Below are 15190 nucleotides of genomic sequence, written 5' to 3'. Positions count from 1 at the left end.
ATGATGTTAGCCTTCACTAACAATGGAGAATAGCGGGATTGAACCGCTGACCTCCTGCGTGCAAAGCAGGCGCTCTCCCAGCTGAGCTAATCCCCCGTGCTGGTATCCTATTATACCATAGTGTTGCTTATTGAGCAATGGGCCTAAATGGATTCGAACCATCGACCTCACCCTTATCAGGGGTGCGCTCTAACCAACTGAGCTATAGGCCCGTTTAGTGAACCTCACTCAAAACTGAACAATGACAAATCCTCACTCGTGTAGTTCCAGTACTCCTTAGAAAGGAGGTGATCCAGCCGCACCTTCCGATACGGCTACCTTGTTACGACTTCACCCCAATCATCCATCCCACCTTCGACGGCTCCCTCCAAATGGTTAGGCCACCGGCTTCGGGTGTTACAAACTCTCGTGGTGTGACGGGCGGTGTGTACAAGACCCGGGAACGTATTCACCGCGGCGTGCTGATCCGCGATTACTAGCGATTCCGGCTTCATGTAGTCGAGTTGCAGACTACAATCCGAACTGAGAATGGCTTTTAGAGATTGGCATGCTCTTGCGAGTTAGCGACTCGTTGTACCATCCATTGTAGCACGTGTGTAGCCCAGGTCATAAGGGGCATGATGATTTGACGTCATCCCCACCTTCCTCCGGTTTGTCACCGGCAGTCTAACTAGAGTCCCCATCTCAATGCTGGCAACTAGTTATAAGGGTTGCGCTCGTTGCGGGACTTAACCCAACATCTCACGACACGAGCTGACGACAACCATGCACCACCTGTCTTCTTGCCCCGAAGGGTTTCTCTTATCTCTAAGATATGCAAGAGATGTCAAGACCTGGTAAGGTTCTTCGCGTTGCTTCGAATTAAACCACATGCTCCACCGCTTGTGCGGGTCCCCGTCAATTCCTTTGAGTTTCAACCTTGCGGTCGTACTCCCCAGGCGGAGTGCTTATTGCGTTAGCGCCAGCACTGAAGGGTGGAAACCCTCCAACACTTAGCACTCATCGTTTACGGCGTGGACTACCAGGGTATCTAATCCTGTTCGCTCCCCACGCTTTCGAGCCTCAGTGTCAGTTACAGACCAGAAAGCCGCTTTCGCCACTGGTGTTCCTCCATATATCTACGCATTTCACCGCTACACATGGAATTCCGCTTTCCTCTTCTGCACTCAAGTTCCCCAGTTTCCAATGACCCTCCACGGTTAAGCCGTGGGCTTTCACATCAGACTTAAGAAACCACCTGCGCTCCCTTTACGCCCAATAAATCCGGACAACGCTTGCCACCTACGTATTACCGCGGCTGCTGGCACGTAGTTAGCCGTGGCTTTCTGGTTAGATACCGTCAATCTACTAACATTTCCTCTAGTAGCCGTTCTTCTCTAACAACAGTGCTTTACGATCCGAAAACCTTCTTCACACACGCGGCGTTGCTCCGTCAGACTTGCGTCCATTGCGGAAGATTCCCTACTGCTGCCTCCCGTAGGAGTTTGGGCCGTGTCTCAGTCCCAATGTGGCCGATCACCCTCTCAGGTCGGCTATGCATCATCGCCTTGGTAAGCCGTTACCTTACCAACTAGCTAATGCACCGCGGGGCCATCCTTTAATGATGCCGTAGCACCTTTCCCAACTTAACCAGGCGGTTAAATTGTCTATGCGGTATTAGCAGTCGTTTCCGACTGTTATCCCCCACTAAAGGGCAGGTTCCCCACGTGTTACTCACCCGTGCGCCACTAACCTTAACCAGAACAAGTTCTCGTTATGGTTCGTTCGACTTGCATGTATTAGGCACGCCGCCAGCGTTCGTCCTGAGCCAGGATCAAACTCTCATGAAAGTTTCATGAGTCGTTTCAGACTCTTACTATTTACTAGCTTGTATATTTATAGAGTTACCACTCTGTCTCGAATTTATATTCGGGTATGTTGTGATAATTCGTTTGAATTATCCCCTACACATTTTTGGTGTTTGTCTTTGTTCAGTTTTCAATGAGCTTCGTTGTTGCTTGCTTAAGCAACTTCTATATAGTATCACGTTTGATTGAAACTGTCAACAAGTTTTTTCAGCTTTTTTTATTTCTTTTTCAATCTTTCGTCTTGTTCTCTTGGAACTCCCTTATAGTATCATGTTATCCGACACGCGTCAACACCTTTTTTACTTTATTTTTACATTTTTTACAGAAATATATCCACTCGATGATTTTAGTTGATCGAGTGGAAATTAATCTATCTATTTTGTTGGATATTAGTTTTGTTGAGTTGTTTCATCAACTTCTAAAGTAATGGTTAATTTTTGAGTTTCTCCTCGACGAATAATGGTTAATTCAACTTGGTCGCCTGCTTGATGTTTGTAAAGTTCTTTTCTTAAGTCCATCATGCCATTAATAGCTACACCATCAAATTCTGTAATGACATCGTATTTTTCCATCCCTGCTTTATCTGCTGCTGTACCTGAAACTACTTCCGATACTACGACACCCTCTTCAGCATCTTCGGCTAAACCGAGCACTTCAACTTTTGATCTCGCTGATAATTGGTTAACAGGAATTAAATAGCTTACACCTAAAACTGGTCTTGTTACTTTACCATTTTCTTCTAATTGCGAAATGACATTTTGCACATCATTACTTGGGATAGCAAAGCCCATTCCTTCGATTTCAGTTGAACTTAACTTGCTTGAATTAATACCAATTAATTCTCCGTTCTTATTAATAAGAGCGCCACCTGAGTTCCCTGGGTTAATCGCTGCATCGGTTTGGATTAAGTTCATTTCCCAATCATCTTCTCCGTCATCGTTCATATCAAATGGGACGACACGATCGGTTCCAGATACTATACCTTGAGTTACTGAACTTGAGAACTCACTTCCTAAAGGAGATCCAATCGCAATCGCTAAACTTCCTACTTTTAATTGATCTGAATCAGCAAAAGTAATGGCCGTCTTTAATTTTTCCGAAGAAACTTTTAGGACTGCTAAATCTGTAAACACATCTGTTCCGACTAATTCTGCGTCGACTGTGTCCCCTTCAGCAGTGATAATTTGTAATTTATCTGCCCCATCAACAACGTGATTGTTGGTTACAATATATGCTGTATCACCTTCAATTTTATATACAACCCCACTACCCGTTCCGTATAATTCTAAAGATTGTTCTGGATCTTGTAAATCAACAGTTCCTTGACTATTTGAGCTATATCCATATCCAAATCCATAATTACCAATTTGGTTCATATGTTGAGATTGTAAATTATTAACTGAAACTACCGCATCACCTGTTTTTTCTACGGCACCCATAATCGCTGATTCAAAGTCCGTTAATGTTTGACTATTGGTGTCACTTTCTTGCGAATATGCTTTCATTGTTTCGGATGATTGAAATAGTCCATTAAACGCAAGTAAAAACACCATTCCAATGATAATTGCACTACCTAAAATACCGCCAAACACACTTTTCCAAAATGGATTATCTTTTTTATTTGAATTCATTGGGATTATTTTTTTTGAGTCATCATTTATTTTTTTGTTATCCATAGTAATTCTCCTTTACTAATCTTGATTATGTATTCAATATATCACGGATTTATGAATAATCATTGAACATTCTTCTATAAAATATTTACCAAATGTCTATTTTTTATGTTTAGTGGCTAAGCAAATCTTAAAAAAATTCTGTTTGGTTCTAGCTCTTTATTTTATAGCACAGTGATTGCGCAAGTCTCAAACTACGACTTAATGAAGCAGGCATAAACTTGAAAAATTCAGTCAAATGATTACTCGCTAATTAAAAACGCAGTGGTTGAGTGGGCTCAACCAACGTCCTAAAGACTTGTTTGAGACCTACTCCACTGTCCAGGAGTAGGCAAACGAAGCGAAAATTATTCAAATTTCTATTTCTGGCCAACTCCTAACTGTGCGAAGGTAAGCTGACGAAGCGAAAACCATTCGCTCCGCTACTTCATACCCACTGTCATTACGTTAGTTTCTCGCACTTATTCTCCATTAACGTCTAGTAATATTATAAAAAATAAGGCTGAGCTTAAACGAGCATCGTTTTTTGCTCAACCTTTAAATTTTAGCGTTTTGGCGAACTAAAAAATATATTTTTAGCCACTGTCAAGGATAACACAAATATATCATTGAGTCTGAGCATAAACTTAGTAAATTCATCAAGTTACTGCTCGGTAATTAAAAACGCAGTGGTTGAGTGGTCTCAAACGGCGTCTTAATGACTTATTTGAGACCTACTCAACTGTGCGGGGGTGCGGGGGTGGACCTACGAAACGAAAATTATTTAATTTTCTACTTCTTGCCCACTCCCTCTTTTTATAAATACATTAATTTTGTTGATTGAGCTGGATCAGTCATATGGAGAGTAAAATCTTCATTCACTCGCATATCTTTAGCTGACATCGAATTAAACATTGTTGACATCGCTAGTTCTTTAGTATTATTGTCACGGCTCAAATGTCCCAAGTAGATTTCTTTAGTTTGATCGCCAATCATTTCAATCATGGCATTAGTGCCCGCTTCATTACTTAAATGGCCTTTATCACTTAATATTCGTTGCTTTAATGACCAAGGGTATTGCCCATAGCGAAGCATCTCGATTTCATGATTACTTTCAATTAAATAGGCACTTGCATTGCGCAATTGACTTTTAAGTCGATTACTTACATACCCCGTATCCGTCAACATCACAAATTGTTTATCACCTTTTTGAAAGGCATAAAACTGCGGCTGAGCAGCATCATGACTCACATTGTAACTTAATACATCAATATCACCCATTGACATCATTTGTTCGGGTTCAATATATTTTCTATTCTCTAGTGCGATTGCACCAATTTGTTTTTCCATCGCCAACCATGTTTGACGGTTAGCATAAATAGGAATATTGTATTTTCGTGATAAAACGCCGACTCCATGGATATGGTCTTTGTGCTCATGGGTCACAAAAATAGCATCCACCTTGGATAAATCGCGGTCAATTTGCTTAATTAACTCATGAATTTTCTTCCCACTGAGTCCTGCATCGATCAGAATCCTTTGGTTATCTGTTTCGACATATGTACAATTACCACTACTTCCACTCGCTAAAATAGCAAAGCGCAATCTTTCATCTTTTGTTTCTAACACTCTATCATCACTTTCTAACATCTTTAGAAGCCTCCAGCTCCTGATCCACCACCAGATCCACCAGAACTTCCACCACTAAATCCACCACCAAATCCACCGGTGTTGGTGCCACTATATTTGGTTGTTCGTGGTTGAGCACTTCCTACTGTATTACTAATGGATTGATTCATCCCACGTGTTAAGATATATGGATTTGAATAGAATCCTCCTCCTACACGCATTTGTTCCAATTCAACTGGTTTAAACTCCATCTTCATCGCTTCAACTACTTTATCAGCGACGCCTAAAGAAATAGCATAAACCAAAAACTCTTCCCAAAGCTCAAGCGAACCAATTTCTCGCATATTAAAATTACCAATATCATTCAACATATTTTTAAATCCAGTCCACTCTTTGATACGACGATCTTGGTCAGCTGTCCGGATTGGTTTAAACAATACAATTAACCATATAATTAACGTCGCTATCCAACTAGCCCCCCCAATGATCGCAATCCAAGGGATAAAATGTTGATAGGCTGTATGATTAATCAGACTAATGGCAATTACCACAAAAATCGGGATAAAAACTAACCCCATGACGCCATTTGCCGACGCTATCTTCTGCTCTTTGTTATTGCCTTTTAGTTGCATCCCTCTTACTTGGGTGAAATTGACAAATCGGGTCCAAAGATTATAGTTTTTCTTAGCTAAGCTACGATCCTTTGAGGCAGATTCTTCTAGCTCTTGTAGCGTCACTGGTTGATCGGTTGGCATTACATACTGTAAAGCGTATTTTTCATGTTTTTGCAATTGGCTGTCATCGCCATATTTTTCACCTGGTTCAATTAAAACGGTTGATTGATCCCCTCTTGAAAATAAACCACGTCTTTCTTTGGTAACTTCAGTAAGAACTAAATAGCCTTTTCTAGCTAAATCCACAATTGTAGCTGTAAAGTCTTCTGTGGCTGGTGTTCCTTTAAAGACGGATGTCGTCATTAATGCTGGTGTTATATCTTCAGGTAAAGTATAGATATGATCCGGCAGCTTTATCGGATTGGGATTGAGAGTTTTCTTTTTATTCAAATAATAAATTAACAACCCAATTGGTAAAGCAGGCATCAGAATCGATATTAACATTCCAAAAAGTCGAATCCAACCTAATTGAGTCGCATAAGATTCACGATCTCGTTCGACTTGATCGTTCTCTCGCTCGATAATTTCATCTTTTTTCGCGACTTCTCGTTTATTTTGATTGTTTGGTGTTAACGCAATTGGAAAAATAGAATTCACTTCCACAAATTGTTTCGGTGGGTTGTTTGGCACCGTCACTTTAATGGCACTTTTTCCTTCATATTCAACCAACTCTACCTCTCCTTGAGGTGCACCATGGCCCCAAGCTCTAAAATCTTCTTCGTTCGCTACCTTTCCAGGTAAAACAATCAAAGCTTCAACATCTAAATAATCATCAATGCCTCGCCCCACAATTTTACGGTTAAATTCTGCCGTATCACTGAAATTGGTCACCAAATCGGTTAAAGTATATTCTAAAACAAAGGTTACTTTTTCATTTTGGGCAGGATAGTAAACTTTAAACTCATAGATATCACTGGCTTGTGATACTTGATAAGTTTCACTAGCACCGGTTGGTGTCTCTTCAAATATTTCATCTTCTTGTGTTTGATTATCTTTGACACCCACTTGATAATCTTTTAACTCATATCCTGTGCGATCAATTTGAAACAAGGCACCATTCATATAATCAACATCATAAACATACTCTTCTCTAAAACGTACACTGCCATCTGAGCTAATCTGTGCATGTATTTTTTCGCTAATAATGTTAAAGTCTACCTCTTGCGCACTGACTAAACTTGGAAATATTACCAATAGCGCTAACCATAAAGTAATACAAACTTTTGTTAAACGTTTCAAACAACTCACTCCTTTTGATTCCTAAACAATTGGGAACACTACACACAAACTAAACCAGTTGTCTTCTAACTCTAGCGTCATACTACCACCATATTTTTTAGCGATAAAATCAATATTTTTAAGACCATAACCATGATTTTCCTTATCCTTTTTTGAGGTCTCAGGTATAACCATTAAGTTCAATTGGTCATCGATACAATAGTTATCTACTCTTAATATTACCATTTTTCCACGATTTTGTAACTTAAGAGTCACTAATCTTTTCTCTGTTTCAGGAATTTTCTCAACGTGCTCAATCGCATTATCTAATGCATTTCCAAATAGACTACAGATATCCATAATTTCCATATTATGAAGTAAAGCACCATTAGCAATACAAGTAAGACTAATATCGTGTTCTTGACAGTACATATTTTTTCGTGTCAAAATCGTATCCAACACACCATTGCCCGTTTCAATTTTATAATTCAAACTTTGAATCGCATCGCTCAAATCTGATAAATAACGACGGCGAACTTCAACATCATCTTCCGCTAAAATCACTTGTATTTGATGTTTTAAATCATGTGCTTTCCGGTTTATATAATTCGTATTCTCTGCATAAGCTTTATACTGATGATATTGCGATTGAAACAAATTCTGAATCGCATCCAATTCACGTCGACGATTTTGATCGATTAATTGATATTGTTGCATATATAATAAGCAAATGCCAGAGATATTCACAACCGTTCTGACAAAAAAGACGGAATAAGAATTCCCTAAGTGATAAGCCGTTTTAGTGAGTAAAAAACCGATATTACTAGCTAAAAATATTAAAATACCCGTCATGATAAACATAATAACGGTTTTGCGGTTAACGGCATTTTTTAAACGTACATAATTAATCTTATGGTCCCAAAAAATTACTATAGCTAAAATGAGTGCAACAATACCAATAAAATTGAGACACTCAACGAATAGATTGTTAGCCCATCTTGTTTCTAAAATAAAGGTTACATATATTTGCCATACAATCGATGCTAAAAACTCCGATAGGATAAAGGCTTTGACTAGAAACATAAACAACATGCTAGGATGTAGCTCCGCTAATAAATAGATAGTTAATCCCATCCATAAAATATTTAATAACATTCCCGGAATCCATAACATTAAAGGCCAATTGGCAACTAATAATTGCAGTGCTATTTGTCCTAATAAAGTCAAAATTGAAATAATAACAAAACGACGATTAATTTCTTTCTTAATAGGATAAACACATATGATACACGCAATCCATTCCGTAAGCGCCGTATAAATGCGGGGGATGTCTGGTAAGGAAGATTCAAACATTATAATACCTGCCCCCCTAAATACTGGGTAAATTTCTCAACACATTCTTTTTTACGTGCACGACTTATTTGGATTTTATGTTCTCCTAGGTGTGCGGTCCCAGCTGATTTATCAATATGTTCCACATGTTCAAAATTAATAATATACGAATTATTACATCTAAAGAAACGTACTGGGTCGAGTTTTTCTTCAATATTTTTCATTGAATCAATCAGAGTAAAGCGTCCATTTAAGGTTACAAAATCAATATAATGTCCTTGGCTTTCACAATATAGTATCGAATGTTGATCTACTCTTTTAACCGTTCCACTGACTCGAACCACGATTGAATCATCTTGTTTCTTAACTTTTTTGATAATCTTTTTGAAATGTTCTTCGAAAGTAAACTTATTTAATGGTTTTAATAAAAAATCCGATGCTTCGACAGAATAACCTTGAATGGCAACTTGAGCATGGTTCGTAATAAATACAATCAACACCTCTGAATCGGTTTCCCTAATTTTTTTGGCGGTTGACATGCCATCCATAAATTCCATTTCAACATCTAAATAGATAATGTCAAAACTCGATTGAAAACGATCGACCAATTCAATCCCATCTGCAAAACAAGTAATATCCACTGGTATTTCTAAGTTAGCGGCATTATCTTCGATATATCTCACTAACCTTTCTCTAAATTCCTTATGGTCGTCTACAATTGCGATCCTCACCAATCATCACCTCATACTCTTTATTTTATTATACACTAAATCTGTTACAGACAATACTGGTTTACCTCTGAAGTGCTATCTTCAATCACATTATTTAATTTCTATCATATCAAACATTCATGCACTCTAAAAAATCGAAAAAGGGAGTGGGCAAGAAGTAGAAAATCAGTGGATTTTCGCTTCGTCTGCCCACCCCCGCACAGTTGAGTAGATCTCAAACAAGTCATTAAGACGTAGTTTGAGACCACTCAACCACTGTGCTCTGAATTAACTAGATATGTCTGAATAGAATTTAAAAAGTTTTTTCCCAGCCTCTGCTAATAGCCGCCAAATCGTCGTATTAATTTATACAATTGATTAGAAAGCTTTATTCCTATTTTTGTTTTGAAGGTGGTTAAAAAACCAAATAAACCCAAACGCAATTTTTTAAATGCACGAGGATTATTTTCTCGTAAATAACGCCATAATTCCTGTCTTTTTTCAAAAGCGTCATCGGTACCAATCCGATTTAATAAAGCGCTTGAAATATTGGTAACAATTTCTAGATGCTTCAATAAATAACGCTCTTGAAAAGGATGAAGTTGGTGGCTAAAATCATATGAATCAATCAATAATTTATTTACCTTAATTTGCTGATCAATGCGTTTCATCATCACTTTTTCGTTAATAGATTGATCATCTCTTCCAATAAAATAACGATAAAAGTCAACATTTAAATAATACATCCTGGTCATTTTGGTTAATGGTACATATACAAACAAATTATCCACATAGAAGGTATGTTCTGGCAATTGTAATCCAGAAGCTTTAAATGCTTGCGTTTGATAAATAATCGAATGCATCATAATGTATTTTCCAGTTGGAAATGGACGAGTGTCACCCCATTTAAATATTTTATTTTCAGGGAAAATATAGCGGTAGCGAACAACCTTTTTGGCTTCAGCACCTTCTTGCTCATAAACATAATTGGTAAACAGAACTTCCACCGTTTGTTGTTTGTTTTCAAACTCCGTTAAAGTATCCATGACACGTTTCAATGCCTCTTCATTGAGCCAATCATCACTATCCAATACTTTAAAGTATTTACCGGTCGCATGCTGCAATCCTGTGTTTACCGCTCCACCATGACCTTTATTCTCTTGATGAATCGCAACAACAATATTTGGAAATTGCGCTTGATATTGTTTTGCTACTGCGAAAGTTTCATCTTTTGAACCATCATCTACAACCAATAGCTCGATTCGCTCATCATTTAAATCGGTCACTGATTCGATTGCTTTATTTAAATAATCCTGTGAATTGTAACTCGGTACAACGATACTTAATAACTTCATCGTAATTCCTTTCATATTATTCATGTATTCTAATATTATCAAATACTATGGGAATTAAACAAGCCTATTTTTTCATGATAACAAATTTCATCATCGGATAATTAATCACAACTTGGACTACAATATTTACCACATTAGCTAATGTTTGGGCCAAACCTAAACTCAATCCTGCGTTTGTTAATAGCCCGATAACATACGGAGGTAATACGATTGAAAGGACGCCTGCCACAATAATCGTTAAGAGATACCAATGAAGAGTACTCGAAATATCATTAGTCGCTCCAAATACTAAGGTTCGTTGTACCAAATAATTGACCGCTTGTGCCGCCACATAGGCTAATAAGAAAGATAAGAAGCCGGTTAACCCTCCATTCTCGACGCTATAGTCAAAGATCGTCCAATGAAAAGGTTGTTGGCTAAATTGTGGAAACAAGATCGTTGTCCCCAACCATAACACAATAAAATTCGTAATTGTTGCAATATTTGATAACACATTAAATTTAATAAATTCCCATAAATCAGGATGTTCGTCGATCCATGTTTGAATTCTTTCCAATTAACTCACCTTCTTGTTTGTTTGATGATTATGCAAGGCTGCTTTGATCAATCGACCTAGTCCTCTAAAGAACTGACCATTGACTATTGTTAAAATATGGTCGACCATTTCTTTGTTGATCATGCCACCGGTCATTTTACTGATAGCTCTAAAAGTCATATTATAATTAAAGTAAAGATTTAAATTCGGCTGTCCTTTTTTAATACTGCGCTCTAAGAAATAGTTGAGGACTTGATAAATGCCTCGTCCTACCCAACCTTTGGCGTAATATAATTGGGAAATCGTATCATTTTCCTGTAAGGGCAATGTTTTATCCCAACTCGACTCCGGTATTGGACGTCCTAATAACATTTCAAATTCCTTTGCACTAATTTGAGTGACTTTACCCGCAAAATAATGAGACACTTGTGCAAGAGGTAATTCGATCAATTCGGTCGTGGCATTCTTTTCAACACTAACTTTTAATGAGATGGATCTTGAATGTGGACCTACCCCGATACTATACTGACCACCATCAACTTCCCATTGATTAGTTGCTGTATTGAAATATTCAAACGCGCGTGTTGGTAATTCAATCGTAACCGTTTGGCTTTCACCAGCCTTTAAGAATACTTTTTCAAAACCAATAAGTTGCTGCTTAACATAAATTCTTTGGGTAGACTCATGTTCCAAATACGCTTGAGCTACTTCGGCACCATCTGTTTCACCCTTATTAGTTAAAACAAAGCTTAATTGATTATCCTTAATGGCTAATTGACTATATTCAAATTGAGTATAACTTAACCCAAAACCAAAAGGATATAAAATTTCTTTTTCAACAGTATTGAAATAACGATAACCAACAAATAAGCCTTCACGATATTCACTCGTTTTTTCTAAACCAGGATAGTAATTGGAACTTGCCACATCAGTTAAAGATAGGGGATACGTTTCAGCTAATTTTCCTGATGGATTAATCTTACCGGTTAACACATCCAACACCGCTCTTGCTCCGGCTTGTCCCCCTAAATACTGATGAACAATCGCAGCTACATTATTCGCAAAAGGCATTTCAACAACTGACCCACCCGATAATATCACCACCGTCTTAGGATTAGCCTCAGCAACAGACTCTACTAATAATAATTGGTCCTCACTTAATGACATATGCGTGCGGTCCATACCTTCTGACTCGTTGATTTCAGTTAGACCCATAAAAATCAATGGCACTTCTATCGATTTCGCCAAATTAACCGCTTGATTAATTAATAACTCTTCGGAAACACCAGAACGATGATAACCTTGACAATAAGGTGCATCCTCAAATCCATATTCCATTTTCGCTTTTTCAATCGTATCCAATTGAGTAGGGTTTACTACCGATGAGCCTGCCCCTTGATAGCGAGGTACTTTAACAAAATCGCCGATAAAACCAACTTTCATTGTGCTTTTTAATGGTAATACCGCCTCATTTTTTAGTAAAACGATACTTTCTTGCGCTGCTCGGTATGCTAATTGATGATGTTCGGTTGCTGTACTCGGTTTTAAGCTTGTTCGATTTTCCACTTCAGTTTTAGTCAACGTCATCACAATGTCTAATAACTCATCAACTCTTTGATCTAAAACCGCTTCTGATAACTCACCCTTTTCAATCGCCGCCACTAATTCTAATGCACTCGGAACACCTGTGCCAGGCATTTCTAAGTGGCTTCCTTCTATAACACCTTTAACATGGTCATTACTACCGCCCCAATCGGTCACAATCACTCCATCGTATTGCCATTCATCATATAAAATTTCTTGTAATAAATGATGGTGTTCATTGGTATACTCACCATTTAATTGATTATATGAAGTCATCATAAATTGCGGTTGGGCTTCTTTTACAACATATTCAAACGCACTCAAATAAATCTCTCTTAATGTTCGTTCATCAACGATTGAATCATTGGACATTCTTCTTAATTCTTGACTATTAACCGCAAAATGCTTCGGTGTGGCTGCAATGCCCTGCTTTTGAATCCCTTTAACATATTGTGCGGCTAATTTCCCTGTTAACAAAGGGTCTTCACTAAAATATTCGAAGTTACGTCCACATAATGGATTTCGCTTAATATTCATACCGGGCCCTAAGATAACATTAACGCCTAATTCTTTTGCCTCTTGTCCTAAAGCTTCGCCAATCTCTTCTGCGAGTGATAAGTCCCAACTATTCGCAATAGTGGCTGCAGTGGGAAAACAAGTTGATGGAATACTTTCATTTAATCCTAAATGGTCGGCACTTCCCAATTGTTTACGAATACCATGAGGACCATCTGATAGGAAGATAGAAGGTATATTATATTTTTCAAAATCTTTTGTTTCCCAAGTACTTTTTCCTGTCATCATTTGGGCTTTTTCAAATATTATCGTGGACCATTTTTCGGTTGACATTTACATTTTCCTTAATTTTATTCTACCATGCCCCTTTATAAGTCCTATGGACAACTTCATTTTTGGTCACCTTTCATACATAATTGGTGGAATACTTGATAATGCTGACAATGGGGAGTGTAGTAAATCAGCTAGCAGATTTAAAAACAACTAATTGAATTGAAGAAATTCACCTCCATTATTTCTAGTTAAAACTGTTAAGACCTTCTCAAAATGACCACGTTTTTCAAACTTTGCAAAATAAGAAAAAGTTCCACTTAGGTTTAACTTTCTCAATCAAACGCAAAAATTATAGTTAGTTCGAGTTTTAGATCATGTTTAACTTCATTATTCAAAATAGATACATGATAAACATCCTTTATATGAATTAAGTTTTAGACTACTGCTACATTAATAGTACATTGGTTTATCTTTTGTTATAATAGAGTTATCATTTGAAGGAGGCTAAAATATGGAATACCAACGTTTTGACTCAAAAATTATTGTCCGCCTTGATCGAGGCGATTATGTGATGGATAGCTTGAAGGAAGTGGCGAAAAAAGAAGCGATTCAAACTGGGTTCGTTAGTGCCATTGGAGCAGTTGATTTGGCACAACTTAATTATTTCTTTTTAAATTTACAAAACTATAAAACCGTTGATTTTGAAGAAGCATTTGAAGTTTTATCGATGAATGGAAACATTACTCAAAATAATGGAGAGCCGCATCTTCACTTGCATACGGTTCTTGGTAGAAGTGATTATTCTACAATCGGAGGACATTTGCTTGATGCCAGAGTGAGTATCACTTTAGAAGTTATTGTCGATATCATTGATACCAAGATGACTCGTGAGGATGACAAAAATATTAACAATTTTAAATATATGAAATTTGACGCTTAATCCCGTTTTGTATAAAAACATCAAAAAGGAACTGATCACTCGGATTTCCTCACTTAGCTACACTTTCAGTTAAGTGAGGAAAAGCACCCTGTGGTTCAGTTCCTTTCTTATCATTGCGGGAGTGGGCAAGAAGTAGAAAATCAGTCGATTTTCGCTTCGTCTGCCCACCCCCGCACAGTTGAGTAGGTCTCAAGCAAGTCATTAAGACGCAGATTGAGACCACTCAACCACTGCGCTTTCAAATAAATAGATATGCCTGAACAGAATTTAAAAAGTTTTTGCCCAGCCTCTTTAATATACATTTATTTTTGTTATTTTACACTCTTTAAAATCCAATACCCTTTGTCTTGAGTAATTTTTTCAACATTGTCAAACAATCTTTCCATATATTTAGCCATCGAAGGGGCACCTTGTTTCTTCTGAATCACGACATAGAGAATTCCGTTCGGTTGTAGTATTTGGTGTGCTTGCTTAACAAACGCTTGAATAACCGCTTTTCCAGCTCTAATCGGTGGATTCGTTACGACTACCTGAGCTGATTTTTCTAATGTAACAGTTGTCGCATCATGATGAATAAAGGTACAATTCGACACTTGATTGAGTTTAGCATTATCCTGTGAAAGTAATTGCGCTCGTTGATTAATTTCAACACCAATCACCTCAATTTTAGGATAACTTTTAGCCAAGCTAATGGCAATCGGACCATACCCACTCCCTAATTCAACTATCGGGCCCTCTAACAGAGAGGATAAATCTTCCACAACCGCCTCTAATAAAACTTTGGAGCCATAGTCGACTTGATTTTTAGAGAAAACACCACTATCGGTTTTAAATATTAAAGGGAAATTTAACCATTGAAATTGAATCGTTCTGACATTGTGATCCAAATGCTCATTATTTTCAAAATATTGATTAGACATTGCTC

General features: G+C 37.7%; 10 protein-coding genes, 2 tRNA genes and 1 rRNA gene. 1 reads left to right on the top strand and 12 read right to left on the bottom strand.

Going from position 1 to position 15190, the window contains the following annotated elements:
* Positions 1-23: 23 nt before the first annotated feature.
* From CYJ72_RS07690 to CYJ72_RS07640, 11 genes are all read right to left on the bottom strand, one after another.
* Positions 24-96: transfer RNA gene (locus tag CYJ72_RS07690), tRNA-Ala, on the bottom strand.
* 42 nt (positions 97-138) lie between these two features.
* Positions 139-212: transfer RNA gene (locus tag CYJ72_RS07685), tRNA-Ile, on the bottom strand.
* A 68-nt stretch (positions 213-280) separates the two neighbouring features.
* A 16S ribosomal RNA gene (locus CYJ72_RS07680) occupies positions 281-1829 on the bottom strand.
* A 407-nt stretch (positions 1830-2236) separates the two neighbouring features.
* Entirely contained in the window at positions 2237-3523 is a 1287-nt protein-coding gene (locus CYJ72_RS07675; RefSeq protein WP_284629109.1) for a S1C family serine protease, read from the bottom strand.
* Between the two features lie 792 nt (positions 3524-4315).
* On the bottom strand, positions 4316-5149 hold the full coding sequence (locus CYJ72_RS07670) for an MBL fold metallo-hydrolase (protein WP_101813106.1): 834 nt from the start codon (positions 5147-5149) through the stop codon (positions 4316-4318).
* Positions 5150-5151: 2 nt separating this feature from the next.
* Positions 5152-7041 (bottom strand): DUF2207 domain-containing protein, encoded by a 1890-nt coding sequence (locus tag CYJ72_RS07665; RefSeq protein WP_284629100.1) that lies wholly within the window; start codon positions 7039-7041, stop codon positions 5152-5154.
* Positions 7042-7062: 21 nt separating this feature from the next.
* Complete coding sequence (locus tag CYJ72_RS07660; RefSeq protein WP_284629093.1) at positions 7063-8373, bottom strand: sensor histidine kinase; 1311 nt, start codon at positions 8371-8373, stop codon at positions 7063-7065.
* The gene (locus CYJ72_RS07655) at positions 8373-9083 is read right to left on the bottom strand and encodes a LytR/AlgR family response regulator transcription factor (RefSeq protein WP_284630889.1); all 711 of its coding nucleotides are present in this window, start codon (positions 9081-9083) and stop codon (positions 8373-8375) included. The genes CYJ72_RS07660 and CYJ72_RS07655 overlap by 1 nt, the downstream gene beginning before the upstream one ends.
* Before the next feature lie 317 nt (positions 9084-9400).
* On the bottom strand, positions 9401-10417 hold the full coding sequence (locus CYJ72_RS07650) for a glycosyltransferase family 2 protein (protein ID WP_284629087.1): 1017 nt from the start codon (positions 10415-10417) through the stop codon (positions 9401-9403).
* A 64-nt stretch (positions 10418-10481) separates the two neighbouring features.
* Positions 10482-10973 carry a GtrA family protein gene (locus CYJ72_RS07645; protein ID WP_284629080.1) on the bottom strand — a complete coding sequence of 164 codons (492 nt, stop codon included), beginning with the start codon at positions 10971-10973 and terminating at the stop codon, positions 10482-10484.
* Entirely contained in the window at positions 10974-13385 is a 2412-nt protein-coding gene (locus CYJ72_RS07640; protein WP_284629061.1) for a beta-glucosidase, read from the bottom strand. It abuts the gene before it with no gap.
* 451 nt (positions 13386-13836) lie between these two features.
* Between CYJ72_RS07640 and CYJ72_RS07635 the strand changes: the two genes are divergently transcribed.
* Positions 13837-14265, top strand: a complete 429-nt coding sequence (locus CYJ72_RS07635; RefSeq protein WP_284629052.1) for a PPC domain-containing DNA-binding protein — start codon at positions 13837-13839, stop codon at positions 14263-14265.
* A 311-nt stretch (positions 14266-14576) separates the two neighbouring features.
* Here the strand turns inward: CYJ72_RS07635 and CYJ72_RS07630 are convergent, their stop codons facing one another.
* A complete protein-coding gene (locus tag CYJ72_RS07630; RefSeq protein WP_284629047.1) occupies positions 14577-15185 on the bottom strand; it encodes a class I SAM-dependent methyltransferase in 609 nt (202 codons plus the stop codon).
* Between the last annotated feature and the right edge of the window lie 5 nt (positions 15186-15190).

This window comes from Globicatella sanguinis, from assembly GCF_002847845.2.
GTDB classification, from domain to species: Bacteria; Bacillota; Bacilli; order Lactobacillales; family Aerococcaceae; genus Globicatella; species Globicatella sanguinis.
The sequence above is the reverse complement of the archived record's forward strand: the minus strand, read 5'-3'. Positions and strand labels throughout refer to the sequence as shown.

What these genes read in the sequence shown, in the direction of transcription:
- CYJ72_RS07675 (WP_284629109.1), bottom strand. Translation starts at nt 3,523, where the DNA reads ATGGATAACAAAAAAATAAATGATGACTCAAAAAAAATAATCCCAATG.
- CYJ72_RS07650 (WP_284629087.1), bottom strand. Translation starts at nt 10,417, where the DNA reads ATGAAGTTATTAAGTATCGTTGTACCGAGTTACAATTCACAGGATTAT.
- CYJ72_RS07670 (WP_101813106.1), bottom strand. Translation starts at nt 5,149, where the DNA reads ATGTTAGAAAGTGATGATAGAGTGTTAGAAACAAAAGATGAAAGATTG.
- CYJ72_RS07640 (WP_284629061.1), bottom strand. Translation starts at nt 13,385, where the DNA reads ATGTCAACCGAAAAATGGTCCACGATAATATTTGAAAAAGCCCAAATG.
- CYJ72_RS07630 (WP_284629047.1), bottom strand. Translation starts at nt 15,185, where the DNA reads ATGTCTAATCAATATTTTGAAAATAATGAGCATTTGGATCACAATGTC.
- CYJ72_RS07635 (WP_284629052.1), top strand. Translation starts at nt 13,837, where the DNA reads ATGGAATACCAACGTTTTGACTCAAAAATTATTGTCCGCCTTGATCGA.
- CYJ72_RS07660 (WP_284629093.1), bottom strand. Translation starts at nt 8,373, where the DNA reads ATGTTTGAATCTTCCTTACCAGACATCCCCCGCATTTATACGGCGCTT.